Source organism: Pseudomonas fluorescens, from assembly GCF_001623525.1.
Taxonomy (GTDB): Bacteria; Pseudomonadota; Gammaproteobacteria; order Pseudomonadales; family Pseudomonadaceae; genus Aquipseudomonas; species Aquipseudomonas fluorescens_Q.
Map to the genome: position 1 here is coordinate 5,157,974 of NZ_CP015225.1, position 22,977 is coordinate 5,180,950.

General features: G+C 61.7%; 23 protein-coding genes and 2 pseudogenes. 15 read left to right on the top strand and 10 right to left on the bottom strand.

What is annotated here, in order from left to right; all coding sequences use genetic code 11:
- Positions 1 to 246 (bottom strand): TIGR02647 family protein, encoded by a 246-nt coding sequence (locus TK06_RS22185; RefSeq protein WP_003206789.1) that lies wholly within the window; start codon positions 244 to 246, stop codon positions 1 to 3.
- Positions 247 to 471: 225 nt separating this feature from the next.
- Complete coding sequence (locus tag TK06_RS22190; protein ID WP_063323837.1) at positions 472 to 756, bottom strand: hypothetical protein; 285 nt, start codon at positions 754 to 756, stop codon at positions 472 to 474.
- A gap of 124 nt (positions 757 to 880) precedes the next feature.
- On the opposite strand from TK06_RS22190, the gene TK06_RS22195 reads away from it, so the two are divergent.
- Positions 881 to 1,540, top strand: a complete 660-nt coding sequence (locus TK06_RS22195; RefSeq protein ID WP_063323838.1) for a glutathione S-transferase family protein — start codon at positions 881 to 883, stop codon at positions 1,538 to 1,540.
- A gap of 101 nt (positions 1,541 to 1,641) precedes the next feature.
- Here the strand turns inward: TK06_RS22195 and argH are convergent, their stop codons facing one another.
- Positions 1,642 to 3,036, bottom strand: a complete 1,395-nt coding sequence (argH, locus tag TK06_RS22200) for an argininosuccinate lyase (protein WP_063323839.1) — start codon at positions 3,034 to 3,036, stop codon at positions 1,642 to 1,644.
- A 315-nt stretch (positions 3,037 to 3,351) separates the two neighbouring features.
- Here argH and TK06_RS33095 point away from each other — a divergent pair.
- From TK06_RS33095 to TK06_RS22230, 8 genes and pseudogenes are all read left to right on the top strand, one after another.
- Positions 3,352 to 3,501 (top strand): annotated as a pseudogene (locus tag TK06_RS33095) (sensor histidine kinase); the annotation flags it as partial.
- Positions 3,498 to 4,244: a LytR/AlgR family response regulator transcription factor gene (locus TK06_RS22205; RefSeq protein ID WP_063323840.1), complete on the top strand. Its 747-nt coding sequence runs from the start codon at positions 3,498 to 3,500 to the stop codon at positions 4,242 to 4,244. The pseudogene TK06_RS33095 and the gene TK06_RS22205, both read left to right, overlap by 4 nt.
- Before the next feature lie 137 nt (positions 4,245 to 4,381).
- Complete coding sequence (gene hemC, locus TK06_RS22210) at positions 4,382 to 5,323, top strand: hydroxymethylbilane synthase (RefSeq protein ID WP_063323841.1); 942 nt, start codon at positions 4,382 to 4,384, stop codon at positions 5,321 to 5,323.
- A pseudogene (locus TK06_RS33100) lies at positions 5,320 to 6,066 on the top strand (uroporphyrinogen-III synthase); the annotation flags it as partial. The gene hemC and the pseudogene TK06_RS33100, both read left to right, overlap by 4 nt.
- Positions 6,067 to 6,102: 36 nt before the next feature.
- Positions 6,103 to 7,236, top strand: a complete 1,134-nt coding sequence (locus TK06_RS33105) for a uroporphyrinogen-III C-methyltransferase (RefSeq protein ID WP_063325201.1) — start codon at positions 6,103 to 6,105, stop codon at positions 7,234 to 7,236.
- The gene (locus TK06_RS22220; RefSeq protein ID WP_063323842.1) at positions 7,233 to 8,480 is read left to right on the top strand and encodes a heme biosynthesis protein HemY; all 1,248 of its coding nucleotides are present in this window, start codon (positions 7,233 to 7,235) and stop codon (positions 8,478 to 8,480) included. The genes TK06_RS33105 and TK06_RS22220 overlap by 4 nt, the downstream gene beginning before the upstream one ends.
- A 396-nt stretch (positions 8,481 to 8,876) precedes the next feature.
- Entirely contained in the window at positions 8,877 to 9,419 is a 543-nt protein-coding gene (locus TK06_RS22225) for a disulfide bond formation protein B (protein ID WP_063323843.1), read from the top strand.
- A gap of 174 nt (positions 9,420 to 9,593) precedes the next feature.
- Positions 9,594 to 10,052 carry an Rsd/AlgQ family anti-sigma factor gene (locus tag TK06_RS22230; protein ID WP_003206770.1) on the top strand — a complete coding sequence of 153 codons (459 nt, stop codon included), beginning with the start codon at positions 9,594 to 9,596 and terminating at the stop codon, positions 10,050 to 10,052.
- A gap of 59 nt (positions 10,053 to 10,111) precedes the next feature.
- Here the strand turns inward: TK06_RS22230 and TK06_RS22235 are convergent, their stop codons facing one another.
- A complete protein-coding gene (locus TK06_RS22235) occupies positions 10,112 to 10,777 on the bottom strand; it encodes an FKBP-type peptidyl-prolyl cis-trans isomerase (protein WP_063323844.1) in 666 nt (221 codons plus the stop codon).
- Positions 10,778 to 10,968: 191 nt separating this feature from the next.
- On the opposite strand from TK06_RS22235, the gene TK06_RS22240 reads away from it, so the two are divergent.
- Positions 10,969 to 12,144: an AlgP family protein gene (locus TK06_RS22240; RefSeq protein WP_063323845.1), complete on the top strand. Its 1,176-nt coding sequence runs from the start codon at positions 10,969 to 10,971 to the stop codon at positions 12,142 to 12,144.
- Here TK06_RS22240 and TK06_RS22245 read toward each other — a convergent pair.
- Positions 12,141 to 12,605, bottom strand: a complete 465-nt coding sequence (locus TK06_RS22245; protein ID WP_063323846.1) for a TIGR02444 family protein — start codon at positions 12,603 to 12,605, stop codon at positions 12,141 to 12,143. The two genes, TK06_RS22240 and TK06_RS22245, sit on opposite strands and share 4 nt — an antisense overlap.
- Before the next feature lie 50 nt (positions 12,606 to 12,655).
- Here TK06_RS22245 and TK06_RS22250 point away from each other — a divergent pair, with 50 nt between their 5' ends.
- The 3 genes from TK06_RS22250 to rhtB all read left to right on the top strand — a co-directional run bounded on the left by TK06_RS22250 (position 12,656) and on the right by rhtB (position 15,923).
- Positions 12,656 to 14,566, top strand: coding sequence for an ATP-binding cassette domain-containing protein (locus TK06_RS22250; RefSeq protein WP_063323847.1), 1,911 nt, complete (start codon positions 12,656 to 12,658; stop codon positions 14,564 to 14,566).
- The gene (locus TK06_RS22255) at positions 14,566 to 15,147 is read left to right on the top strand and encodes a mechanosensitive ion channel family protein (RefSeq protein ID WP_063323848.1); all 582 of its coding nucleotides are present in this window, start codon (positions 14,566 to 14,568) and stop codon (positions 15,145 to 15,147) included. Before TK06_RS22250 ends, TK06_RS22255 begins: the two co-directional genes overlap by 1 nt.
- A 143-nt stretch (positions 15,148 to 15,290) precedes the next feature.
- The gene (rhtB, locus tag TK06_RS22260; protein WP_063323849.1) at positions 15,291 to 15,923 is read left to right on the top strand and encodes a homoserine/homoserine lactone efflux protein; all 633 of its coding nucleotides are present in this window, start codon (positions 15,291 to 15,293) and stop codon (positions 15,921 to 15,923) included.
- Between the two features lie 142 nt (positions 15,924 to 16,065).
- Here rhtB and TK06_RS22265 read toward each other — a convergent pair whose 3' ends face one another.
- The 4 genes from TK06_RS22265 to TK06_RS22280 form a co-directional block, all read right to left on the bottom strand.
- Positions 16,066 to 16,809, bottom strand: a complete 744-nt coding sequence (locus tag TK06_RS22265; protein ID WP_063323850.1) for a hypothetical protein — start codon at positions 16,807 to 16,809, stop codon at positions 16,066 to 16,068.
- Positions 16,810 to 16,812: 3 nt separating this feature from the next.
- Positions 16,813 to 17,400 (bottom strand): penicillin-binding protein activator LpoB, encoded by a 588-nt coding sequence (gene lpoB / locus TK06_RS22270; RefSeq protein ID WP_003177333.1) that lies wholly within the window; start codon positions 17,398 to 17,400, stop codon positions 16,813 to 16,815.
- Positions 17,401 to 17,600: 200 nt separating this feature from the next.
- A complete protein-coding gene (locus tag TK06_RS22275; protein WP_003206754.1) occupies positions 17,601 to 17,972 on the bottom strand; it encodes a YcfL family protein in 372 nt (123 codons plus the stop codon).
- A gap of 18 nt (positions 17,973 to 17,990) precedes the next feature.
- Positions 17,991 to 19,385: a COG3014 family protein gene (locus TK06_RS22280; protein ID WP_063325202.1), complete on the bottom strand. Its 1,395-nt coding sequence runs from the start codon at positions 19,383 to 19,385 to the stop codon at positions 17,991 to 17,993.
- A 315-nt stretch (positions 19,386 to 19,700) separates the two neighbouring features.
- Between TK06_RS22280 and TK06_RS22285 the strand changes: the two genes are divergently transcribed.
- Together TK06_RS22285 and TK06_RS22290 are read left to right on the top strand one after the other, a co-directional pair.
- Positions 19,701 to 21,599, top strand: a complete 1,899-nt coding sequence (locus TK06_RS22285) for a cytochrome c/FTR1 family iron permease (RefSeq protein ID WP_063323851.1) — start codon at positions 19,701 to 19,703, stop codon at positions 21,597 to 21,599.
- A gap of 106 nt (positions 21,600 to 21,705) precedes the next feature.
- A complete protein-coding gene (locus TK06_RS22290; protein WP_063323852.1) occupies positions 21,706 to 22,161 on the top strand; it encodes a YaiI/YqxD family protein in 456 nt (151 codons plus the stop codon).
- 54 nt (positions 22,162 to 22,215) lie between these two features.
- Here the strand turns inward: TK06_RS22290 and elbB are convergent, their stop codons facing one another.
- On the bottom strand, positions 22,216 to 22,884 hold the full coding sequence (gene elbB / locus TK06_RS22295) for an isoprenoid biosynthesis glyoxalase ElbB (protein ID WP_063323853.1): 669 nt from the start codon (positions 22,882 to 22,884) through the stop codon (positions 22,216 to 22,218).
- Positions 22,885 to 22,977: the final 93 nt, after the last annotated feature.

Here is a 22,977-nt window from a genome sequence, read left to right on the forward strand (position 1 = left end):
TCAGGCGGCTTCTTGCACGCTGAGTATTGTCAGGACGGTTTGTACGTTTTGGGCGGCATCTCGGCCCAGGCTTGTCAGGTAACCACCATCGGGCTGGGTGATCAGTTCTTTTTCGAACAGGCGTTGGGCAGCGGCAATCGCTTTAGGGGCAGCGGTCTGATGAATTTTCAGGCCTTCCTGGGAACTGTCCAGGTTGAAGAGTGCAAGGATTTCCAGTTCGGCAACCAGCTCAGGGGTAAGCGACATAAGGACTCCAGACTTTCTAGGAATTTGGTCGACAGCGTCACTAAGGTGAGCGCACTCGGCCGAGCTGTCCAGTCTCAGTGTCATGCTTTTTTTGTTTAAAGCAATTCTTTGTGGCGAGGGAGCTTGCTCCCGCTCGGCTGCGCAGCAGTCGTCAAGCTATTGGGGCCGCTTCGCGCCCCAGCGGGAGCAAGCTCCCTCGCCACAGGAGCAACTTTGCCTCACGGTTTATTTCTTTTCCGGCGGCAACTCGGGGAGGGCGCGCAGCGCCGCTTCGTACCATTGGGTATCGAAGGCGCGGTCCTCTTCCAGGATCGCGTCGATTTCCACCGCCAGCACATGGGCCATCAGGTTGAGGATTTCTTCGCGCTCATAACCGACCAGGGTCAACTTGTTGAAAGTGGCCTTGGCCGCAGGCGGATTGTCACTTTCGATCTGGTTTTCGATGGCCTGGATCAGCGTGTTCTCGACGAATTCTTCTTCGTCGTTGTCGATGTCGGTTGGCTCGCTCATGGCAGGCTCCTGGGAGAAAGGTCGCCAGTTTACCTGCATTCAGCGGCGTGATGCGCCTGGCAAGAAATACCCTGGCGGTCTATAACGCTTGGCTGCCAACCCCGCACGGCCTGGAGGCTTTGTGATGCTCAAGCTTTACGGTTTTTCTGTCAGTAACTACTACAACATGGTCAAACTGGCGCTGCTGGAGAAGGGCCTGCCTTTCGAGGAAGTGCCGTTTTACCCTAGCCAGACCCCCGAAGCGCTCGCCGTCAGCCCGCGCGGCAAGGTCCCGGTGTTGAAGACCGAACAAGGGTTTATCAACGAGACCAGCGTGATCCTCGAGTACATCGAGCAAACCCAACCCGGGAAAGCCCTGCTGCCCGGTGACCCGTTCGAGCGTGCCCAGGTGCTGGCCTTGTGCAGGGAAATCGAGTTGTACATCGAGCTGCCGGGGCGAGCCTGTTATGGCGAGGCATTTTTCGGCACGTCGGTGCCCGATGCCATCAAGCAAAAGACCAAGGCCGAATTGCTGCTGGGGTTTGCCTCGCTTGGCAGGCACGGCAAATTCTCGCCCTATGTGGCGGGCGAGCGCATGAGCCTGGCCGATCTGTATTTCTTCTACAGCTTATCCCTGGCCTTGCAGGTGGGCAGGAAGCTGTTCGATATCGACTTGCTGGCAGGCATGCCAGCGGCCAAGGCGCTGATGGAGCGCTTGGAGCAGAATCCAAATGTGCAGCGGATTGCGGCGGACAGAGAGGCGGCGATGCCGGCGTTTTTGGCGATGATCGCTGCCAAGAAATGAGTTTCGTGGTGTTTTGAAGTGAGTTATCGCGAGCAAGCTCGCTCCCACAATGAATCTCTACATGAATATCCACTGTGGGAGCGAGCTTGCTCGCGATGCTTTTAGCGGCTGGCGAGTAACGCCTGGCCACGTACCACAGCTGCCTTGACCTGCGCCGGTGCGGTACCGCCGATATGATCACGGGCGTTGACCGAGCCTTCGAGGGTCAGCACGGCAAACACGTCCTGTTCGATCTGGTCGCTGAACTGGCGCAGTTCGTCCAGGCTCATTTCCGCCAGGTCCTTGCCGCTGTCCACGCCGTACTTCACGGCGTGACCGACGATTTCGTGGCAGTCACGGAATGGCAGGCCACGGCGCACCAGGTAATCGGCCAGGTCCGTGGCGGTGGAAAAGCCGCGCAGGGCTGCTTCGCGCATCACCGCGTGCTTGGGCTTGATGGCCGGGATCATGTCGGCGAAGGCCCGCAGCGAGTCGCGCAAGGTATCGGCGGCGTCGAACAGCGGTTCCTTGTCTTCCTGGTTGTCCTTGTTGTAGGCCAGCGGCTGGCCTTTCATCAGGGTCAGCAGGCCCATCAATGCGCCGAACACCCGGCCGCTCTTGCCCCGTACCAGCTCCGGCACGTCAGGGTTTTTCTTTTGCGGCATGATCGAGCTGCCGGTGCAGAAGCGGTCCGGCAGGTCAATGAACTGGAATTGCGCACTGGTCCACAGCACCAGCTCTTCGGAGAAGCGCGACAGGTGCATCATCGCGATGCTTGCGGCGGCGCAGAATTCGATGGCGAAATCGCGGTCCGAGACGTTATCCAGCGAGTTGCCGCCCACGGCGTCGAAGCCCAGCAACTGCGCGGTGTATTCACGGTCGATCGGGTACGTGGTGCCGGCCAGCGCGGCGCTGCCCAGGGGCATGCGGTTGGTGCGCTTGCGACAGTCCACCAGGCGCTCGTAGTCGCGGCTGAGCATTTCGAACCAGGCCAGCATGTGATGCCCAAACGTTACAGGTTGGGCGGTTTGCAGGTGCGTGAAGCCCGGCATGATGCTCTCGGCTTCGCGCCCGGCTTGCTCCAGCAGGCCTTTTTGCAGGCGAGTGATTTCGGCCAGGATCAGGTCGATCTCATCGCGCAGCCACAGGCGGATGTCGGTGGCGACCTGGTCGTTGCGGCTGCGGCCGGTGTGCAGTTTCTTGCCTGTCACGCCGATGCGGTCGGTCAGGCGCGCTTCGATGTTCATGTGTACGTCTTCGAGGTCGACGCGCCAGTCGAACTGGCCGGCCTCGATTTCAGCCTGGATGGTCTTCAGGCCGTCGATGATGCTGTCGCGCTCGGCATCGGTCAGCACGCCGACCTTGGCCAGCATGGTGGCGTGGGCGATCGAGCCCATGATGTCGTGGCGATACAGGCGCTGGTCAAAGTTGACGGAGGCGGTGAAGCGGGCGACGAAGGCGTCGACGGGTTCACTGAAGCGGCCGCCCCAGGACTGATTGGTCTTGTCAGTGCTCATGAATTCGCTCGTGATCGGCTGTGGAGAAAGTAGCGGTTAAAGGCTGCGGCGGATGATAGCAGGGTTGCCGGGACTGGCGCTGGCACTGGTCGGCAGGTTTTTTCGATGCAAGCCTGGGATCCAACCGGGTTTTCCCGCAACGATATTTTTCGATTGAGCAATATCGTCGTGGCAACCGTCTACAGTGGACTGTAGGACTTTTGCTTTTTCCACCCATGGCGCAGCGGATATAGATAAGAAGGGGGGCTCATATTGGTCAGATCGACAGTTAACAATCCCTACGGCGACGCCGTGCGACAACGGGCCTCGGGCATCGGTCGGCAAGCGCTGGTAAAGATAGGCAACCGCCTCGCGGCACTTTTTGGCCCTCGAACGAGTCTTAGCGTGGATCGCCGTGACGGATGTCACTTCCCCTGTCTACGCTATCCTTGTGCGAGACTCACGCAGGAATCCAGCGCAATATGAATGTCCTGATCGTTGATGACGAACCACTGGCCCGCGAGCGCCTGAGCCGAATGGTTGGCGAGCTCGAGGGTTACAGTGTCCTGGAGCCGAGCGCCACCAATGGCGAAGAGGCATTGGCCCTTATTGACAGCCACAAGCCGGATATCGTGCTGCTCGACATTCGCATGCCTGGCCTGGACGGTCTACAGGTCGCGGCGAAGCTGTGCGAACGAGAGTCGCCGCCCGCCGTGGTGTTCTGTACCACCCGGGACGACTTCCCTCCCGAGGTGTTGCAGGCCGGCGCCGTGGGCTACCTGGTCAAGCCCGTGGCGACCGAGGCGCTGCTCGAAGCCTTGCGCAAGGCCGAGCGGCCCAACCGCGTGCAGTTGGCAGCGCTGACCCGTCCGGCCGCCGAAAGCGGCAGCGGCCCGCGCAGCCATATCAGTGCGCGCACCCGCAAAGGCATCGAGCTGATCCCGTTGAACCAGGTGGTCTATTTCATTGCCGACCACAAATACGTGACCTTGCGCCATGAGAGTGGCGAGGTGTTGTTGGATGAGCCTCTCAAGGCCCTCGAAGACGAGTTCGGCGAACGTTTCGTACGCATCCACCGCAACGCCCTCGTGGCCCGCGAGCGGATCGAGCGTTTGCAGCGCACCCCCCTTGGGCATTTCCAACTGTTCCTCAAGGGCCTCAATGGCGACGCGCTGATTGTCAGCCGGCGACACGTGGCCGGCGTGCGCAAGATGATGCAGCAGCTTTAATGCGGCGGTCCAAGGCGTTCGATGCGTTTCATTTCGAGGATTTGGCGGCCAGGGAGGCCTTAGGGTCGTGATTCAAATCAAAGCGGTTTTGGCTGAGCTGTTATTATCTGCCGTATCTTTTAAGTACGGATTGATCCATGTCCCCTCGCGAGATCCGCATCGCCACCCGTAAAAGTGCCTTGGCCCTCTGGCAGGCCGAATACGTCAAAGCCCGCCTGGAAGCGGCCCATCCCGGCCTGATCGTGACCCTGGTGCCCATGGTCAGTCGCGGTGACAAGCTGCTGGATTCGCCGCTGTCGAAGATCGGCGGCAAGGGCCTGTTCGTCAAGGAACTGGAAACCGCGTTGCTGGACAACGAAGCCGACATCGCCGTGCATTCGATGAAAGACGTGCCCATGGACTTCCCCGAAGGCCTGGGCCTGTTTTGCATCTGCGAGCGGGAAGACCCCCGCGATGCGTTCGTCTCCAACACGTTCTCCAGTCTTGACGCACTGCCTGCCGGGAGCGTGGTGGGTACTTCCAGCCTGCGTCGCCAGGCACAGTTGCTGACTCGCCGCCCGGACCTGCAAATCCGTTTCCTGCGCGGTAACGTCAATACGCGCCTGGCCAAGCTCGATGCCGGTGAGTACGACGCGATCATCCTCGCCGCCGCCGGCCTGATCCGCCTGGGCTTTGAAGATCGCATCACCTCGGCCATCAGCGTCGACGACAGCCTGCCGGCCGGTGGACAAGGGGCGGTGGGCATCGAGTGCCGTAGCGCCGACAGCGACATCCATGCCTTGCTGGCGCCGCTGCACCATGAAGACACCGCTACGCGGGTATTCGCCGAGCGCGCCCTTAACAAACACCTCAATGGCGGTTGCCAAGTGCCGATCGCCTGTTACGCCGTGCTGGAAGGCGAACAGGTCTGGTTGCGTGGCCTGGTGGGGGATCCCAACGGTGGCCGGCTGCTCAGCGCCGACGCCCGGGCGCCGCGCCACGATGCCGAGGCGTTGGGCGTGCGGGTGGCCGAGGATCTGTTGAGCCAGGGCGCCGCCGACATCCTCAAGGCCGTCTATGGCGAGGCCGGCCACACGTGACGGGTTGGCGGCTGTTGCTCACCCGGCCGGCGGACGAGTCGTCGGCGCTGGCGGCTGTCCTGGCCGAAGCGGGGATCTACAGCAGCAGCCTGCCCTTGCTGGATATCGAGCCGGTCCCGCTGTCCGATGCCGGGCGGGCGATACTCCAGGTGCTGGACCAATACTCTGCCGTGATCGTCGTCAGCAAACCGGCCGCACGCCTGTGCGTCGAGTTGCTGCGCCAATACTGGCCCCAGCCTCCCGACCAACCATGGTTCAGCGTGGGGGCGGCCACCGGACAGATTCTCGTCGATGCCGGCCTCACGGTGTTTTATCCCGATAACGGCGATGACAGCGAAGCCTTGCTGGAACACCTGGTCTTGCGCCAGGCTGTTGCGCGGCCCGACCCCAAGGTTTTGATCGTGCGGGGTGAAGGCGGGCGTGGCTTGCTGGCAGAGCGTTTGCGCGAGCAAGGTGCTAGTGTCGATTATCTGGAATTGTACCGCCGCCACTTGCCCGATTACGGCGAAGGGGCGTTGCCGGCGAAAGTCGAAGCGGAACACTTGAACGCACTGGTGGTCAGCAGTGGGCAGGGCTTCGAGCATCTGCAGCGGCTGGCCGGCGATGCGTGGCCGGCCTTGGCGCGGTTACCGTTGTTTGTTCCAAGCCCAAGGGTTGCCGAGATGGCGCGTGCCGCCGGGGCCCGAACAGTTGTGGATTGTCGTGGCGCCAATGCCGCGGCTTTGCTGGCGGCGTTACGGGAACACTCCGTGCCGTTTTCTAATGCAAAGGATGGATACGTGAGCGAAACAGCCTTGCCAAAAGAAGATCTAGACCAGCCAGCGATCGATGCGCCGGTTGAAACTCCGCCCCCGGTGGCGCCGCGTCGCGGCAACGGGTTGGCCATAGTTGCATTGCTGCTCGGGGCCGCTGGCGTGGCCGTGGGCGGTTGGGGCGTGTGGCAGGTGCGTCACCTGCAAACCAATAACCAGCAGCAGTCTGCCCAGGTCCAGGCGCTGAATGACCAGGCCCAGAGCCTCAAGCTCAACGAGCAACGCCTGAGCGAGCGCCTGGCGCAATTGCCCCCGGCCGAAGAGCTGGAGGGGCGGCGGCGCCTGGTGGCCCAGTTGCAAAGTGACCAGCAGCACCTGAACCAGCGCCTGGAAACCGTGCTCGGTGCCAGCCGCAAGGATTGGCGCCTGGCGGAGGCCGAGCACTTGTTGCGCCTGGCCAGCCTGCGTCTTTCCGCCCTGCAGGACATCAACAGTGCCCAGGCGCTGGTCCAGGGGGCTGACGAAATCCTGCGTGAGCAGAACGACCCCGGTTCGTTCGCCGCCCGCGAGCAACTGGCCAAGACCCTCGCCGCGTTGCGCAGCACCGAGCAACCGGATCGCACCGGGCTGTTCCTGCAACTGGGTGCCTTGCGTGACCAGGTCCTGGAGCTGACCGAACTGGCGCCCGAGTACAAGGACCGCGGTGAATCCCTGCTGGGCCTGACCGCCGACGGCGATGGCGCCAGTCGTTGGGCGCAGTGGTGGGACCAGATCTCGCGCTATATCCGTATCGACTTCAACGCCGATGAAAATGTTCGTCCGCTGCTGGCCGGGCAAAGCCTCGTGCAAGTGCGCCTGGCCTTGAGCCTGGCGCTGGAGCAGGCGCAATGGGCCGCCCTCAATGGTCAGGCGCCGGTCTACACCCAGGCGCTGACCGAGGCTCGGGACGTGTTGAAGAACAACTTCAACCAGGACAACCCGCAAAGCAAGATCATGCTCGAGCGCGTGGTCGAGCTGTCCAAGCAGCCGGTGACGGTGGTCACCCCGGACCTGACGGGCACGCTGAGCAGCGTCCAGGCTTACCTTGAGCGCCGCAACCTCAATGCCCAGGAATCGGTCAAGCCGCTGTCCGCGCCTGGCGCGCAGGAGGCCACGCCATGAAGCGTCTCTACGTGATTCTGTTCGTGGTCATCGCTGCCGCTGCCTTGCTGGGCATGGCGATTGCCGAGCATTCGGGTTACGTGCTGGTGGCGTACAAGAACTTCCGTTATGAAGCTGGCCTTTGGGTCACCCTGGCGCTGGTGGCGGTGTTCTGGCTGGTGTGGCGAGGCCTGAGGGCACTGATCGGGCTGGTGACTACGTCGAGCGGCGTGGTCAACCCGTGGTCGCGGCGCAACCGCAGCCGGCGGGTGCAAGTGGCGATCGAGCACGGCCAGTTGGACCTGGCCGAAGGTCGCTGGGCCAGTGCCCAACGACATCTGCATCGTGCTGCCGAAGCCGAGCGCCAGCCGCTGCTGTATTACCTCGGCGCCGCCCGTGCGGCCAACGAACAAGGCCTCTACGAACAGAGCGACAGTTTGCTCGAGCGCGCCCTGGAGCGTCAGCCCCAGGCGGAACTGGCCATTGCCCTTACGCACGCGCAACTGCAGACGGACCGAGGCGACACCGACGGCGCGTTGACCACGCTCCAGGCCATGCATGAGCGGCATCCCCATAACGTCCAGGTCCTGCGCCAACTGCAACGACTGCATCAGCAGCGCGGCGACTGGTCGGCATTGATCCGGCTGCTGCCGGAGCTGCGCAAGGACAAGGTCCTGCCACCCGCTGAACTGGCGGAACTGGAACGTCGTGCCTGGGGTGAAAACCTCACCCTGGCAGCCCACCGTGAGGAGGACGGCAGCGTCGGTTTGCAGTCGCTCAATCGCGCCTGGCAACAACTGACCTCCGCGCAGCGCCAGGAGTCGGCGCTGGTGCTGGCCTATGCCGAGCAGTTGCGTCAGTTGGGAGCCCAGGTCGAGGCCGAAGAGGTACTGCGAAGTGCGCTCAAGCGTCATTATGACAGCCATCTGGCGCGCCTGTACGGGTTGGTTCGAGGCAATGATCCGATCCGCCAGTTGCAAACGGCCGAAGGCTGGCTCAAGGATCATCCGGCGGATCCAAGCCTGCTGCTGACCCTGGGGCGCCTATGCCTGCAGAACAGTTTGTGGGGCAAGGCGCGGGACTATCTGGAAAGCAGCTTGCGCGTCCAACGCAACCCCGAAGCCTGTGCTGAACTGGCGCGATTGCTGGCGCAACTGGGCGATGCCGAGCGCAGCAACCAGTTGTTCCAGGAGGGATTGGGGCTGCTGGACGAGCGCCTGCTGGCCGCACCGTTGCCGGTTCCGGCTCAGGTGTTGTCCACTTGAGAGGGGCATGACTCATTCTTGAAAATGGTATGAACCCTTGTGGCGAGGGGATTTATCCCCGTTGGGCTGCGAAGCGGCCCTTTTAAGCTTGGGCTCGATGAAAATCTGATACAGCACGCACGGCGCCAGGCTTTAGGGCTGCCTCGCAGCCCAGCGGGGATAAATCCCCTCGCCACAGGTTCAGTGTCGGCCGTGAGCGAAGGGTTGCGAATACCGCCCTGGTTTTGGGGCTTTGCTCATGCCATCAGTAAAGTCCTACAGCCCATCGCGCTGTATCCTCTTTGGCCTGTCGGGAATTCCCTACATCCCTGGTGAAGTGTCTGCGCGGGCCTGCCTTGAAAGGCCCGAGGGCTTTCCTCTACCGTAACTGCTTGTCTCTTCTGTTACGGAACCGCCATGTCTTTGGCCAGCTCACGCTTCTTGTTTTTCATGGCTTCCATCGCCGCAGCCCTGGCTTTGGGCATTGCCACTTATCTGGAGTATTCGGTCGGCCTGACGCCTTGCAGCCTTTGTGTCTTGCAGCGGTTGTGCCTGACGCTGTTCCTAGTGAACAGCCTTGTGGCATGCGTACACGGTCCAGGCCAAAGAGGCAGTTTCTTCTATGGTGCGGCAGGGTTGGTTTTTGCGACGGGGGGAATGACCCTGGCATGGCGTCAGGTCTTGATGCAAAGCCATTCGTTCGAGCCGTTTCCTGATTGTGTTGCCCAGCCCAAGCTGATGGATTCGTGGTGGTGCGCGTTGCATCGCGTCCTCGATGGCGCGGTCGATTGCGCGAATATCACCTGGACGCTGTTCGACCTGAGTATCCCCGAATGGAGCCTGTTGTTTTTTCTCGCGGTGTCCAGCGCGATGGCCTATCTACTGCTGCGCCTTGCCTGGAGTGCTCTGGTACGACCGCTCAGCGGCGATACGTCGCAGATGCTCCGGGCCATGGATTAAACACTTGTATGAACTTTATCTCCTGCGTACCTTGAAGCCATTGTCGTGCGGGCATAATCTGGCCCGCACGTGTTATTGGAATTGTGCCGCTCGATCATGTTGTGTCTGGCTTGTCCCTGATCATCAGGCGTGCACAGGCTGCGAGTGGCATGACTCACAAGGGAAGAAATCACCATGCTCGAAAGTTGTCAGAATGCTCAGGAACGCTGGGGTGGGGTGCATCTGCTGATCGATCGCTGGTTGCAGGAGCGTCACGAACTGGTTCGGGCCTACGATGCCCTCGGCGATAAGCCTGAAGCGCTGAGCGAAAGCCGCAAACCCTTGCAGGAGTTCTGCGGTGTGCTGGTCGACTATGTGTCTGCCGGTCATTTCGAGATATACGAACAACTGACGGGCGAGGCCAAGGCCTTCAACGACAAGCGCGGCCTGGAACTGGCCGAGCAGATCTACCCGCGTATCGACGTCATCACCGAAAAGCTGCTGGCGTTCAACGACCTGTGCGATGAAGGCAAGTGCGTAGCGGAAAAATTCAAGGAGCTGGGCGGCTTGCTGCACGAACGTTTCGAACTGGAAGACTGCCTGATCGAAGTGTTGCACAACGCTCACAAGGAAGAAGCCGCGGTCCAGGCCTGAGGGTTTCGCGGTCATGAAAAAACGGTGCGCATTGCGCACCGTTTTTTATTGAGTCGGCGTCAGGTCGTCGCGCCCAGCAATTCGATTTCAAACACCAGTGGCGTGAATGGCGGGATCACATCTCCCGCCCCTTCGGCGCCATAGGCCAGGGTCGACGGAATCACCAACCGCCATTTTGCGCCTACCGGCATTTGCGGCAATGCACTGCGCCAGCCGTCAATCACGCTGTCGAGGTTGAACCACTGTGCCTGGTGGTTGGAGTCGAATACCGTGCCGTCCGGCAATCGACCGGTATACAGCACCTGGACCTTGCCGTGAGGGCCGGCCTTCGCGCCGTGGCCTGGCTTGATCTCGGTCAGCAGGATGCCGTCTGCGAGTTGCTGGACGCCTGGACGGTTCTTTTCTTCATTGAGAAATTTCTGCTCCGTTTTCAACGCAGCTTCGATCTGTGGCGTTGTCGATTGCGAATTCAGTTGTGCCTGGTGCTCGGCCAGGATCTGTTCGATGCGTTCATCCTTGAGGGCCAGCGGCTTGCCCAGGTAGGCCTGTTGCAAGCCTTCGACCAAGGCTTTGATCTGCAGGTCCGGCACGTCCTGGCGCAGGCGTTCGCCGAGGCTTGCGCCCAGGCTGTAAGCCAAATCGTGGGCATCGTTTGCGCTGGTTTTTTCAACGGCCTGGACCGTGGAGCAAACCATGCACAGGAATAAAAACAGGTGACGCGACATGTGTGCTCTCCGGCCTCGAATCGAGGAATTATGCCAGTGCCGATATCGATAGAGGTGGATTGCCAAGGCACTGGCGCAGAAGATTTTTCGTCCCTTGCAACGCAACGTCTTGTGTACTGTCAACATGCCCTAGCGGCGGTTGAAGCAGAGGTCTAGTATGAGCCGCACTCACGTCAGTCAGGAGGTAAACCATGTCGGCCACCAAGAAGCCTGTAAACACTCCGTTGCACTTGCTCCAACAACTCTCGGGCAGCCTGCTCGAACATCTGGAAAATGCCTGCTCCCAAGCCCTGGCTGATGCTGAAAAACTGCTCGCCAAACTTGAAAAACAACGCGGCAAAGCGCAGGAAAAACTGCACAAGTCGCGCACCAAATTGCAAGACGCAGCCACCGCTGGCAAGGCCAAGGCGCAAGCCAAGGCCAAAGATGTCGTGAAAGAACTCGAAGACCTGCTCGATGCCTTGAAGGATCGTCAGTCCGAGACCCGCACCTACATTCTGCAACTCAAGCGTGATGCCCAGGAAAGCCTGAAGCTGGCCCAAGGCGTCGGTCGCGTGCAGGAAGCCGCGGGCAAGGCGCTGTCGCTTCGTGCTGCCAAGCCTGCCGCTGTATCGGCCAAGAAGCCGGCGGCTAAACCCGTCGCGGCAAAAGCTCCGGCCAAAGTCGCTGCCAAGCCTGCAGCGAAAGCACCGGCCAAAGCTGCCAGCAAGCCAGCTGCCAAATCGGTCGCTGCCAGTGCTGCAAAACCTGCGGCAAAAAAACCAGTTGTCAAAGCTGCGGCCAAGCCCGCCACAAAAACGGCAGTTGCAAAACCTGCTGCCGCCAAGCCTGCTGTAAAAGCTGCTGCTAAACCGGCCGCTAAACCTGCGGCAAAAGCTGCAGCCAAACCTGCCGCTAAAACCGCCGCCGCAAAACCTGCTGCCAAAGCTGCGGTAAAAGCCACCGCAAAACCTGCTGCCGTTAAGCCTGCTGCCAAACCAGCAGCGAAGCCTGCGGCAACCAAAACGGCTGCGGCCAAGCCCGCTGCGAAAACGGCTGCCAAGCCTGTCGCTGCCAAAGCCCCCGCCAAAGCGGCGGCTAAACCCGCTGCCAAACCGGCTGCGGCCAAGCCTGCTGCTGCGAAGCCAACGGCTGCCAAACCAGCCGTCGCGAAGCCCGCTGCCGCCAAACCAGCCGCCAAGCCGGCAGCGAAACCGGCCGTGAAAAAGCCAGCCGCTGCAAAACCTGCGACTGCGCCAGCCGCCAAGCCAGCGACACCGGCTCCGACCACGGCACCGGCGCCAACCGCCAGCACTCCGGCCGCGGCGACCAGCCCATCCGCCGCCGTTGCGCCGAGCATCAGCAGCACCCCAACCAGCGCTTCCTAAGTGCCGGACACCGCGACGCGCAGCTGATGCAGCGCGTCGCGGCTCGCTGGCCCGGCATTCGCCGCCAGCCCTTGCAGCCATTGCGCTGAATCGTTCTGTTGTGTCCCAGGCCAATCCTTGGCCAGCGCTTCCAATCGCTCCAGCAATTGCCGTTCGGCCGCCAGCTCCAGCTGCTTGACCTGCTCGCGCAGGCCATTGAGTGCCGTGTCCTGGAGGGCGCTGGTTTTCCATTGGCTGCGAAGCGTGCGCAGTGGCCGCACCACCTCGGCATCCCAGGGCGCGGCCAATAGTCGAAGCTGCCGCAGCCTGTGTTCATTGCAGGCCACGCCACGCTGCGCCAGCCACAGGCCACACAGCAGCAGGCAGACGTTGGCGCCGGCGTCTTGTGATGCCAGGCACGCAGGCTCTACGCCAGGCTTGGCATAGAGGTCGAGGGAAAAGCTCCACAGGTCTGGGGACATCGTGCTACTCGCGCCAGTTGCGAGCGAAGCTGGTAGACTCCGCCGCCATTATGATCCGACTTCAGAACCTGACTTTACAGCGTGGCCCGCAACGTCTGCTAGAAGACGCCGAGCTGACCCTGCACGCCGGCCACAAAGCCGGCCTCATCGGTGCCAACGGCGCCGGCAAATCGAGCCTGTTCGCCTTGCTGCGAGGCGAGCTGCACCCGGACTCGGGTGATTGCCTGTTGCCGGCTGATTGGCGCATCGCCCACATGCGCCAGGAGGTCGACACCCTCGAGCGTCTGGCGGTGGACTACGTGCTCGATGGCGACCTGCGCCTGCGCCAGGTGCAACGTGACCTGGCGGCGGCCGAAGCGGCCCACGACGGTGCCGCACAGGCCCGTCTGCACGCGGAACTCGACAGTGCCGACGGCTACACCGCCGATGCTCGTGCGCGCAAATTGCTCGCCGGCCTGGGCTTTACCAATGAGCAGATGGATCGTCAGGTCGGGGACTTCTCCGGTGGCTGGCGGATGCGCCTGAACTTGGCCCAGGCCTTGATGTGTCCTTCGGATCTGCTGTTGCTCGATGAGCCGACCAACCACTTGGACCTCGACGCCATCATCTGGCTCGAAGACTGGCTCAAGAGTTACCCGGGCACGCTGCTGCTGATTTCCCACGACCGTGATTTCCTCGACGCGGTGGTGGATCACGTGGCCCATGTCGATCAGCGCAAGCTCACCTTGTACCGCGGCGGCTATAGCGCCTTCGAGCGCGCGCGCGCCGAACGCCTGGCCCAGCAACAGCAGGCCTACGAGAAGCAGCAGGCGCAACGTGCGCACATGGAAAGCTACATCGCCCGCTTCAAGGCCCAGGCCACCAAGGCCCGCCAGGCCCAGAGCCGGATCAAGGCGCTGGAGCGGATGGAAGAGTTGTCGGCGGCCCACGTCGATTCGCCGTTTGATTTTGTCTTCCGCGAATCGACCAAGATTTCCAGCCCGTTGATCGACCTGTCCGACGCGCGCCTGGGCTACGGCGACAAGACCGTGCTGGAGAAGGTCAAGCTGCAACTGATCCCGGGTGCGCGGATTGGTCTGCTGGGCCCCAACGGTGCCGGTAAGTCGACCCTGATCAAGAACCTTTCCGGCGAACTCCAACCATTGGCTGGGCGCTTGACCCGAGGTGAAAACACCGTCGTTGGCTATTTTGCCCAGCACCAGCTCGACTCCCTGGATTCCAAGGCCAGCCCGCTTTTGCACCTGCAACGCCTGGCACCGACCGAGCGCGAGCAGACCCTGCGGGATTTCCTCGGTGGGTTCGATTTCCGCGGGGCGCGCATCGACGAGCCGGTGCTGAATTTCTCCGGTGGCGAAAAGGCACGCCTGGCGTTGGCATTGATCGCCTGGGGCCGGCCGAACCTGTTGCTGCTCGACGAACCGACCAACCACCTGGACCTGGAGATGCGCCTGGCCCTGACCATGGCCTTGCAGGAATTCAGTGGCGCGGTGCTGGTGGTGTCCCACGATCGGCATTTGCTCAAGAGCACCACGGATAATTTCTTCCTGGTGGCCGACGGCAAGGTCGAGGAGTTCGACGGCGACCTGGAAGACTACGCCCGTTGGCTGGTGGAATACCGTCAGCGCAACGCGCCGGTCAGCAGCACGCCGGTCAACCCGGACAAGACCGACAAGAAAGCCCAGCGCCAGGCCGCCGCCGCATTGCGCCAACAACTGGCGCCGCACAAGCGTGAGGCCGACAAACTCGAAGCCGAGTTGGGCAAGCTGCATGAAAAACTGCAAAAGATCGAAACCAGCCTTGGCGACAGTGGTCTCTACGAGGCGGCGCGCAAAGATGAGTTGCGCGACCTGCTGGCCGAGCAGGCCAAGCTGAAAATTCGGGAAGCGGAACTCGAGGAGGCTTGGATGCAAGCGCTGGAACTGCTGGAAAACCTGCAAGCGGAGCTGGAGGCGTTGTCCTGATGGAAGCGTTGGCGTTGCCTATACCCGTCATGTGGATCGAGCCGATCTGGCTGGGTGTGCAAATCCTGCTGATCCTGGTGGCCGGTTATGTCGCGCAGCGTGTCGTGGCGCGGACCCTTACAGGCCTGGGGGAGCGTTACCCGTTCCCGCCCCAACTGGTGATTATCCTGCGGGGTGTGCTGCGCTGGCTGATCATGGGCACTGCGGTGCTGGTGGTGCTCGAACGCTTGGGTGTCTCGGCCACGGTGCTATGGACTGCACTGTCGGGCTTCGTCGCGGTGGCAGCGGTGGCGTTCTTCGCCATCTGGAGCGTACTGTCCAACCTGTTCTGCGCCGTGTTGATCTACACCGTCGGACCGTTTCGCCTGGGCGATGTGGTCGAGCTGGTGGACACCACCGACAAGCCTGGCATCAAAGGACGCGTGGTGGCGATCAATCTGCTGTACACCACGCTGATCGAACCCGAGGAACTCGGCACTGGCAGTGCCATGGTGCAAGTACCCAACAGCCTGTTCTTCCAGCGTTCGGTACGGCGCTGGCGTGGCAGCGAAGCGTTTCCGGTGGGTGGTTTCGTCGAGTAAGGGACTGCTACGCAGCCCAGCGGGAGCAAGCTCCCTCGCCACGGTGTTCATACCGGCTTAAGTGCTTGCGCAAAAAACGGTGGTCAACGGCCTGGCGGCGCATTAGCTTAGTCGTTTTCGACGAATTCGAGCCGAGGTGTGCAATGGTGCTGGAAACATGGCTGGCGTTTTTCGCCGCCTGTTGGGTGATCAGTCTTTCCCCGGGCGCCGGTGCCATTGCATCGATGTCCAGTGGCTTGCGCTACGGGTTTTGGCGCGGTTACTGGAATGCCCTGGGCCTGCAACTGGGCCTGGCGCTGCAAATTGTGATCGTCGCTGCCGGTGTTGGCGCGATCCTTACGGCGTCGGCCACTGCGTTCTATGCGATCAAGTGGTTCGGCGTGGCCTATCTGGTTTACCTGGGTATCAAACAGTGGCGAGCCATCCCTGGCGATATCAGCGATGATTCCGTCGTGCGGCCTATCGGTAATCCTTTGGCGCTGGTGTTTCGCGGCTTCCTGGTCAACATCAGCAACCCCAAGGCGCTGGTGTTCATGCTGGCGGTGTTGCCACAGTTCATCAATCCCCATGCCCCGTTGATCCAGCAATACCTGATCCTGGGCGTCACCATGGTCGTCGTCGACCTCATCGTCATGGCCGGATACACCGGGTTGGCGTCCAAAGTCCTGCGCCTGTTGCGTACACCGAAGCAGCAACGGCGGATGAACCGCACGTTTGCTGGCCTGTTCATCGGGGCGGCGGGCTTGCTCGCGACGATTCGCAAGGCTGCGGTGTAACCGGCTTATACACAACACCTGTGGCGAGGGAGCTTGCTCCCGCTCGGTTGCGCAGCGACCGCAAGATCTTGGGGCCGCTTCGCGACCCAGCGGGAGCAAGCTCCCTCGCCACAAAAGCGTCTCTACTATCCAGCGGCGTGGCTCAGCGCAAAATCACCGGCGCGGTATCCCGGGGCAGGTTATTGCCCTGCATCGGCTCGCCGGGCTGTTGATAGCTCGGGCCGCCGAGCTGTTCGCTCAGTTGTCGTGCCACGTCTTCCCCCAGGGCCTTGGACACTTCGCGCACCACCCGCGGCCGGTTGAGGCTGATGCGCACGTCCCGGTGGTTCAACAGCTTGGTGTCCTGGCCTTCGCCCATGGCCGTAAAGGCTGAGGTGATTTCGTAGGTCTTGGTGTTGATCAGGCTGAAGTCCGCCACCAGGGTCAGCGCCAATACGGCTGAGTAGCTGTCGGTATTGGCCAGCTCGTTGATGTCGCGGGTGAAGTCGATGTCCGACACCGTGCCGAACAGCACGTAATCGGCACCCTTGAAGTTCCCGGCCTTGATGCGCTTGATCACGTCATAGACGTCGCCCTTGGACGCCGCCGTGTAGGGCGTGCCTTGGGTCAGCTGGAACATCCCGCTGCGCAGGATCTCGCCCTTGATGTCACCCGTGAACTTGCGCAGTTCGCCCTGCTCGATATAGCTGCTGGTGGCTTCCATCTCGTCGTAGCTCGAGGAAGCGCTGGCGCTGTAAGGGTTCGCCTGGAAGTTGCTCTGCGCTGAGACGGTGTGGATGTATTCCTCCACCCGCTCCTGGTATGCAAGGTCGGTCACTGCGACTTTCGGGGCCGCCTGCGCGCCAAATGCGCAGGCCAGGGCCATGATGCCTATCCATGTGCGCATGGCTTAACGCTCCGTGGTCTTGCGGATTTCTTTTTCGTCCATCCACTCGGCCAGACCGCTTTCGACGTCGATCAATTGCAGGCTGAATTTGTAGAAGACGTCCTTGTAGTCGCTGCTGCGCTTGACGATCGAGCTGATGGAGCCTTCGAGGCGGTACTTGGCAGCGATCATGTTGCCGGTCTTGGCTACGGTGCTTTTCTTGTACAGGCCGCTCTGGTTCTGCAGCTTGAGCTGGTCGACCTGGCTGTCCATGGCGGTGTTGTCGCTGGCGAAGCGAGCAGCGCCGGTCTTCATCAGCTGGGTCTTGATGCTGGTAGTGATTTCACGGGTGTCGATGTATTCGCTGGTCTTGTTCTTCACGTCATAGACCTGGACCACCGGGCGACCCTGCAGGATGCCGGACTGGGCCAGGGAGCGGGTCATGGACTCGGCGATCATTTGCAGGTCGGTGGAACCGAACTCGTTGGTCACGGTTTCCACGGCCTTGGTGTCGCCGTAGCTGATGTTCTTGTTGCCCAGGACCGGCGAGTTGTTGGCGCAACCGCTGACCAGCAAGGCAGCGAGGGCGAGGGAGGAGATGCGTACGAACATGTGGGTGCTCTCAAATTGCTGCATAAAGGGTTTTTGTGGCGAGGGGATTTATCCCCGCTGGGCTGCGTAGCAGCCCCAAAAAACTGAATGAAATCTACCTGACATACCGAGTCCGTCGGTTTGAGGGCTGCTGCGCAGCCCAGCGGGGATAAATCCCCTCACCACAGGTCTGGTGTTGGCCTGGCCGACCGGGACCAGGCTCAAGGGGTATTGATTTCCAAACGGAAATCCACCGCCTTGGGTGTCGGTGCGATGGCCGGCAGGAAACTGGTCTGTTCGCCATACAGCGTCAGGCTTTTCCAGGTTTCTTCCTCGGCGATCGGAAAGCCTTCCGGCCCGAGCCAGGCAAAGCGGTAATACATCGTCTTGTTGTTGTAGCTGGTGTTGCTCAACTGGACATTGACGGTCATGTAGCCGTTTTCCCGGGCCACGCGCATGGCGCCGACCACAATGTTCTTGGTCTTGCCCATCGCCACGACCTTGCTGGCGGCGCTGCCCGGTTCCGGTGGTGGCGGGGTGGCGCAACCGGCCAGCAAGGCCAGGGCGCCGACGGCGATCAGTTTTAAACGCATGTGAACAAGACTCCGTTCTTAAGGTTGCTTGAGGGCAATGGCGGTCGGGTTGGCGCTGGGCATCACCTGGGCCGCCAGGCCACCGGCGAACACCTGGTTACCCACCGCACGCAGGCTGATGACCTGGTAGCGCTGGTCGACGGTGACCTTGACCACCGAGCCGCCCACCGAGCTTGGCAAGGTGACCTGGTGCTCGCCTTTCTTCAGGCGCAGGCGCACCACCTGGGTGTAGTCGGGCAGGGTGCGCCAGGTTCGGGTATCGGCACCTTCGAGTACGGCCGAGGTGAGGCCGACGGCCAGGCCGGCCAGGGGATTGGTGTCGTTGATCTGCTTTTGCGCCACGCCACGGGTGACGGCGCGGACGGTGGTGCGCAAGATGATGCCCGGCATGTCGTCGCGCAGGGCCCGACGGGACATGGCGGTGGTGCTGTTGAGTTGGGTCAGGTCCAGCTGGCGGCCGTCGACACCGATCTGGCCGAAGGTGGCCGTGGAAGTGTCGGGCTTGATCAGTGGGAACGACAACGGCGTGATGACCAGGTTGCCGCTGATTGGCAAAGGCAAGGGAATGCGGATCGAGTCCCGGGACGGCGCCAGGCCACTCTGCACCACGATCAGGATGTCGCTGTCGTCGCTCTTGGCGGCGGGCTTGTCGAGGTCACGCAGGGCCTGCTCCAGCAGCGGTGTGTTGGGGCGCAGTTCGGCGGCCTTGCGATAACCCGGTGCGGCCAGGTCCTTTTCACCCAGGGCTTCGTAGACGAAACCGGCCAGGTAATGGCTGAACGCGCTCTGGTAACTGTTCTTGAGGCTGACCACTTCCGGGGCGTCGAGGCTGGCCACCGGGTAACCCTGAAGGTCCTTGTATTCGGTCTTGATCCCTTGTTTCTCGGCTTCTTCCTCGCGCTTGAGGTATTCCTTGTCCCGCAGGTCGGCAATCACCGCTTCGCGTTCGTGGGTCTTCTTGATTTGCGTCCGCGCGCCGTCGAAGTCATTCACCGCCAGCAGGTTCAGGGCCATCTGCGTGGTCAGCATGACCTTTTCGTAGTCGTAGCCTTCGTAGCGGCGGACTTTATCGTTGACCAGGAAACTGCCGAACTGGGCCAGGTACTTGGCCGTGTCGAGTTTGACCGCATCTTCCCATTGGCCAACCTGTTGGTCGGCGCTGTTCCAGGCGGTCTGGCTGCCGGACAGGTCGCCCTTGGCGCGCAGCAGCTCACCTTTCTCGAAGTAATACAGCAGGTCCTTGTCCTGGCTGGTGTTGTTCTTTTCCAGCAGCGTCAATGCGGCGTCGACGTTGCCGGAAGCCAGTTGCTGGTTGGTCTGGGCCAATTCGCTGTCGTAGTTGCGAAAGGCCGAACAGCCGGACAACAAGGTGATCGCACCGAGGGCGATCGAAAAAACGGCACGGGATGCCATGAACATTTCTTCCCTGAGAAACAGCCGGGGTGTGCGGGTCGGGCTGGGGCGATCCCACGGACAAGCGTTGGTACGCTGTCGGTTCCTCATAAAAAGAGGAGCTTTTATGCCATCGAATGATAAGAAGGCGGCGGGATTATAAACATGGCTCTTAGCTATGTAATGGCTTTTCAATGTCTAAATGCCGTTTTTGTGACATCACCTCCAAAGCATGAAAATCCGATGAAAATCGGCGCCCATGCCACATCCGCCCTTGAGCCGAAGCCATTGGAAGTGAACAATGTGTTACTTCTTATTACCAACTGAGAGTCATTCATGACTGTGCCGTTCCGTTTCCTGGCTTGGCTTGTACTGCCATTGCTTGCTTTGTGCAGCACTGCGCTGCAGGCCGACCCCCTTGAGAGTGCCCCCCAGGCGCTGCATTTATTGGATTACATCGGGGCGGATTACCCGGCGACGGTCGAGGCGGGCAAGGTCATCGACGAGGCGGAGTACCGCGAGCAGCTGGAATTTACCCAAGCGCTGGAAGGGTTGGTCGCCGGGTGGCCGGCCAAGCCAGAAAAGACTGAGCTGGTCCAAGGCATCGGCACCCTGCGCACGGCGATCACCCAGCGCCAGGACGGCGGCGATGTTGCGCGCCTGGCGCGGCAACTGGGGGCCAAGCTGGCGGTGGCATATGAAGTCAGCCAGGCACCGGTCATCACGCCCGACCCCACCCGCGGCGCGCCGCTGTATGCGCAAAATTGCTCGGTGTGCCACGGAGCCAACGGTGCCGGCGACGGTCCTGCCGGTGTCGGCTTGGAACCGCCGCCCGCCAACATGCGGGACGCCCAGCGCCTGGATCGCCTGAGTCTCTATGGGATCTACAACACCGTCGGCATGGGCATCGAAGGCACGGATATGCCGGCCTTCGCCGATCAGCTCGACGACCGTCAGCGCTGGGACCTGGCGACCTACATCGCCAGCTTCAGCGCGGACCCGGCCGCCGCCAAAAGTGAACAGGTCTTCAACCTCGCTGACCTGGCGCGCCAGACCCCGGCCGAAGTCCTCGCCGCACAAGGCCCGGCAGCGGCGGCGACGTTCCGTGCCCAGCGTGCCCAGCCGCCGCAAGTGCAACGTGGCCCGGCGCAGTTGCTCGACTACACGGCGGCCACCCTGGATAAAAGCATCGCGGCGTACCGTGCCGGTGACCACGACCAGGCCTATGACTTGTCGGTAGCGGCTTATCTGGAAGGTTTCGAGCTGGTGGAAAGCTCGCTGGACAACGTCGATGCCAACGTGCGCAAGGACACCGAAAAGTCCCTGATGGCCTACCGTCAGTCGTTGCAGGACGGTTTGCCGGTGGAGCAGGCGGTACAGCGTCTGGACGCGGCCAAGGCCAAGTTGAAGGAGTCCGCCGGCCTGCTGGGTGGCGATGGCTTGAGCTGGTCGCTGAGCTATATCTCCGGGTTGCTGATCCTGCTGCGTGAAGGATTGGAAGCGATCCTGGTGCTGGCGGCGATCCTGGCGTTCCTGCGCAACACCGGCCAGCAGTCAGCGGTGCGCAGTGTCAACGTCGGTTGGGGGCTGGCGCTGGTGGCCGGCCTGGCGACCTGGGGCCTGGCGGCGTATGTGATTGACGTCAGCGGTGCCCAGCGTGAGCTGCTTGAAGGCGCGACGGCGTTGTTCGCCAGTGTGATGGTGCTGTGGCTGGGTGTGTGGATGCATGACCGTCGCCACGCAGCGGCCTGGCAGGACTACATCAAGAGCAGCCTGGTGGGCGGCGGGGGGCGGTTTGGTTTTGCGATCCTGGCGTTCTTCTCGGTCTATCGCGAACTGTTCGAAGTGATCCTGTTCTACGAAACCCTGTGGTTGCAAGCGGGCCCCGCCGGGCACAACGCGGTGCTGGCCGGCGGCGCGACGGCGCTGGTGTTGTTGGTGGGGTTGGCCTGGGTGATCCTGCGCGGCTCGGCGAAACTGCCCCTGGCGCTGTTTTTCAGTATCAACGCCGGGTTGTTGTGCGCGCTGTCGGTGGTATTCGCCGGTCACGGCGTGAAGGCGTTGCAGGAAGCCGGGATCTTCGGCACCCATCCGGTGGCATTCTTCGAATTCGACTGGCTGGGCATTCATGCCGATGCCTATTCGCTGGCCGCTCAAGTGGTGGCGATCCTGGCGATCATGGTGCTGTATGGGCGCAGTTGGGTGGTGGAGAAGCGTCGGGTCCAGGTTTCCTGATAAACATTCGCTGCGCTCATTATCGCGAGCAAGCTCCCCACAGGATGTAGGCTGTCCTTGTGGGAGCGAGCTTGCTCGCGATGCATTTTAAAGAGGAGCAACCCCAATGCGCGTATGGATCGACGCCGATGCCTGTCCCAAGGCGGCGAAAGAACTGGTGGTCAAGTTCGCCCTGAAGCGCCGGTTCGAGGTGGTGCTGGTGGCCGGTCAGCCGCAGATCAAGCCGGCCCTGGCTTGTGTGAAGCTGATCGTGGTACCCAGTGGCCCTGATGCGGCGGACGATTACCTGGTGGAGCACGCCGAGCCGGGTGAACTGGTGATCTGCAGCGACGTGCCCTTGGCCGACCGGTTGGTGAAGAAGGGCGTCGCGGCCCTGGACCCGCGCGGCAAGGAGTTCGATGCGCAAAACATGGGCGAGCGGCTGGCGGTGCGCAACCTGTTCACTGATCTGCGTGAACAGGGCCACATGGGCGGCGGCCCGGCGGCCTACAGCGAGCGGGACAAGCAGGGGTTTGCCAATGCCCTGGATCGGATCCTGACGCGCCTGACCCGATTGCCTTGAATCATGCCCAAACCTCTGTGGGAGCGAGCTCCCACAGGGTTAGTGGTGGTGGGGTCAGGCGTCGTTCTCGTGCGTCAATTCCAACACCCGATCCACCAGTTTGTTGATGCCGGAAGCCGCTTCGCTGATATTCTGCGCCAGCATGTAGGCCGGGGTGCTGACCAGTTTGCGCGCTCGGTCTTCAACGATGTCGGTGACGGTGCACGCTTCGTGAGTACCCCCCATTTTGGTCACAGCGGCGGCAGTGTCGACGTCGTTGCCGATGGTGCAGACCACGCCCGGGCCATAGATTTTCGCCGCCAGGGCCGGGGAGATGCAGATCAGCCCGACCGGTTTGCCGGCCTCGGCAAAGGCCTCGGTCAGCGCGAGGACCTCTGGCTGGACCGTGCAAGCCGCGCCTTCGACGGCAAAGTTGGAGAGGTTTTTCGCCGAGCCAAAACCACCGGGTACGATCAGGGCGTCGAAATCCTCGGCCCTGGCTTCACGCAAGTCCTTCACGTTGCCCCGCGCGATCCGCGCCGATTCCACCAACACGTTGCGGCTCTCGGGCATTTCCTCGCCGGTCAGGTGATTGATCACATGCAACTGGGCAATGTTGGGGGCGAAGCACTGGACGTGAGCCCCACGCTGATCGAGACGCAGCAAGGTGATCACGCTTTCGTGGATCTCGGCGCCGTCATAGACGCCACAGCCGGAAAGGATCACTGCAATTTTTTTGCTCATGGGCTTTTCTCCAGATTCATGGCGTTAAATGTCTACTAATTTGTCACTCGTTGCCATAGGGGGATCGGCCAGCTACACCTAATCTGCCGACTA

Excerpts from the sequence above, each read along its gene's own strand:
- TK06_RS22185 (WP_003206789.1), bottom strand. The coding sequence starts at position 246 with ATGTCGCTTACCCCTGAGCTGGTTGCCGAACTGGAAATCCTTGCACTC.
- TK06_RS22190 (WP_063323837.1), bottom strand. The coding sequence starts at position 756 with ATGAGCGAGCCAACCGACATCGACAACGACGAAGAAGAATTCGTCGAG.
- TK06_RS22195 (WP_063323838.1), top strand. The coding sequence starts at position 881 with ATGCTCAAGCTTTACGGTTTTTCTGTCAGTAACTACTACAACATGGTC.
- argH (WP_063323839.1), bottom strand. The coding sequence starts at position 3,036 with ATGAGCACTGACAAGACCAATCAGTCCTGGGGCGGCCGCTTCAGTGAA.
- TK06_RS22205 (WP_063323840.1), top strand. The coding sequence starts at position 3,498 with ATGAATGTCCTGATCGTTGATGACGAACCACTGGCCCGCGAGCGCCTG.
- hemC (WP_063323841.1), top strand. The coding sequence starts at position 4,382 with ATGTCCCCTCGCGAGATCCGCATCGCCACCCGTAAAAGTGCCTTGGCC.
- TK06_RS22220 (WP_063323842.1), top strand. The coding sequence starts at position 7,233 with ATGAAGCGTCTCTACGTGATTCTGTTCGTGGTCATCGCTGCCGCTGCC.
- TK06_RS22225 (WP_063323843.1), top strand. The coding sequence starts at position 8,877 with ATGTCTTTGGCCAGCTCACGCTTCTTGTTTTTCATGGCTTCCATCGCC.
- TK06_RS22230 (WP_003206770.1), top strand. The coding sequence starts at position 9,594 with ATGCTCGAAAGTTGTCAGAATGCTCAGGAACGCTGGGGTGGGGTGCAT.
- TK06_RS22235 (WP_063323844.1), bottom strand. The coding sequence starts at position 10,777 with ATGTCGCGTCACCTGTTTTTATTCCTGTGCATGGTTTGCTCCACGGTC.
- TK06_RS22240 (WP_063323845.1), top strand. The coding sequence starts at position 10,969 with ATGTCGGCCACCAAGAAGCCTGTAAACACTCCGTTGCACTTGCTCCAA.
- TK06_RS22245 (WP_063323846.1), bottom strand. The coding sequence starts at position 12,605 with ATGTCCCCAGACCTGTGGAGCTTTTCCCTCGACCTCTATGCCAAGCCT.
- TK06_RS22250 (WP_063323847.1), top strand. The coding sequence starts at position 12,656 with ATGATCCGACTTCAGAACCTGACTTTACAGCGTGGCCCGCAACGTCTG.
- TK06_RS22255 (WP_063323848.1), top strand. The coding sequence starts at position 14,566 with ATGGAAGCGTTGGCGTTGCCTATACCCGTCATGTGGATCGAGCCGATC.
- rhtB (WP_063323849.1), top strand. The coding sequence starts at position 15,291 with ATGGTGCTGGAAACATGGCTGGCGTTTTTCGCCGCCTGTTGGGTGATC.
- TK06_RS22265 (WP_063323850.1), bottom strand. The coding sequence starts at position 16,809 with ATGCGCACATGGATAGGCATCATGGCCCTGGCCTGCGCATTTGGCGCG.
- lpoB (WP_003177333.1), bottom strand. The coding sequence starts at position 17,400 with ATGTTCGTACGCATCTCCTCCCTCGCCCTCGCTGCCTTGCTGGTCAGC.
- TK06_RS22275 (WP_003206754.1), bottom strand. The coding sequence starts at position 17,972 with ATGCGTTTAAAACTGATCGCCGTCGGCGCCCTGGCCTTGCTGGCCGGT.
- TK06_RS22280 (WP_063325202.1), bottom strand. The coding sequence starts at position 19,385 with ATGGCATCCCGTGCCGTTTTTTCGATCGCCCTCGGTGCGATCACCTTG.
- TK06_RS22285 (WP_063323851.1), top strand. The coding sequence starts at position 19,701 with ATGACTGTGCCGTTCCGTTTCCTGGCTTGGCTTGTACTGCCATTGCTT.
- TK06_RS22290 (WP_063323852.1), top strand. The coding sequence starts at position 21,706 with ATGCGCGTATGGATCGACGCCGATGCCTGTCCCAAGGCGGCGAAAGAA.
- elbB (WP_063323853.1), bottom strand. The coding sequence starts at position 22,884 with ATGAGCAAAAAAATTGCAGTGATCCTTTCCGGCTGTGGCGTCTATGAC.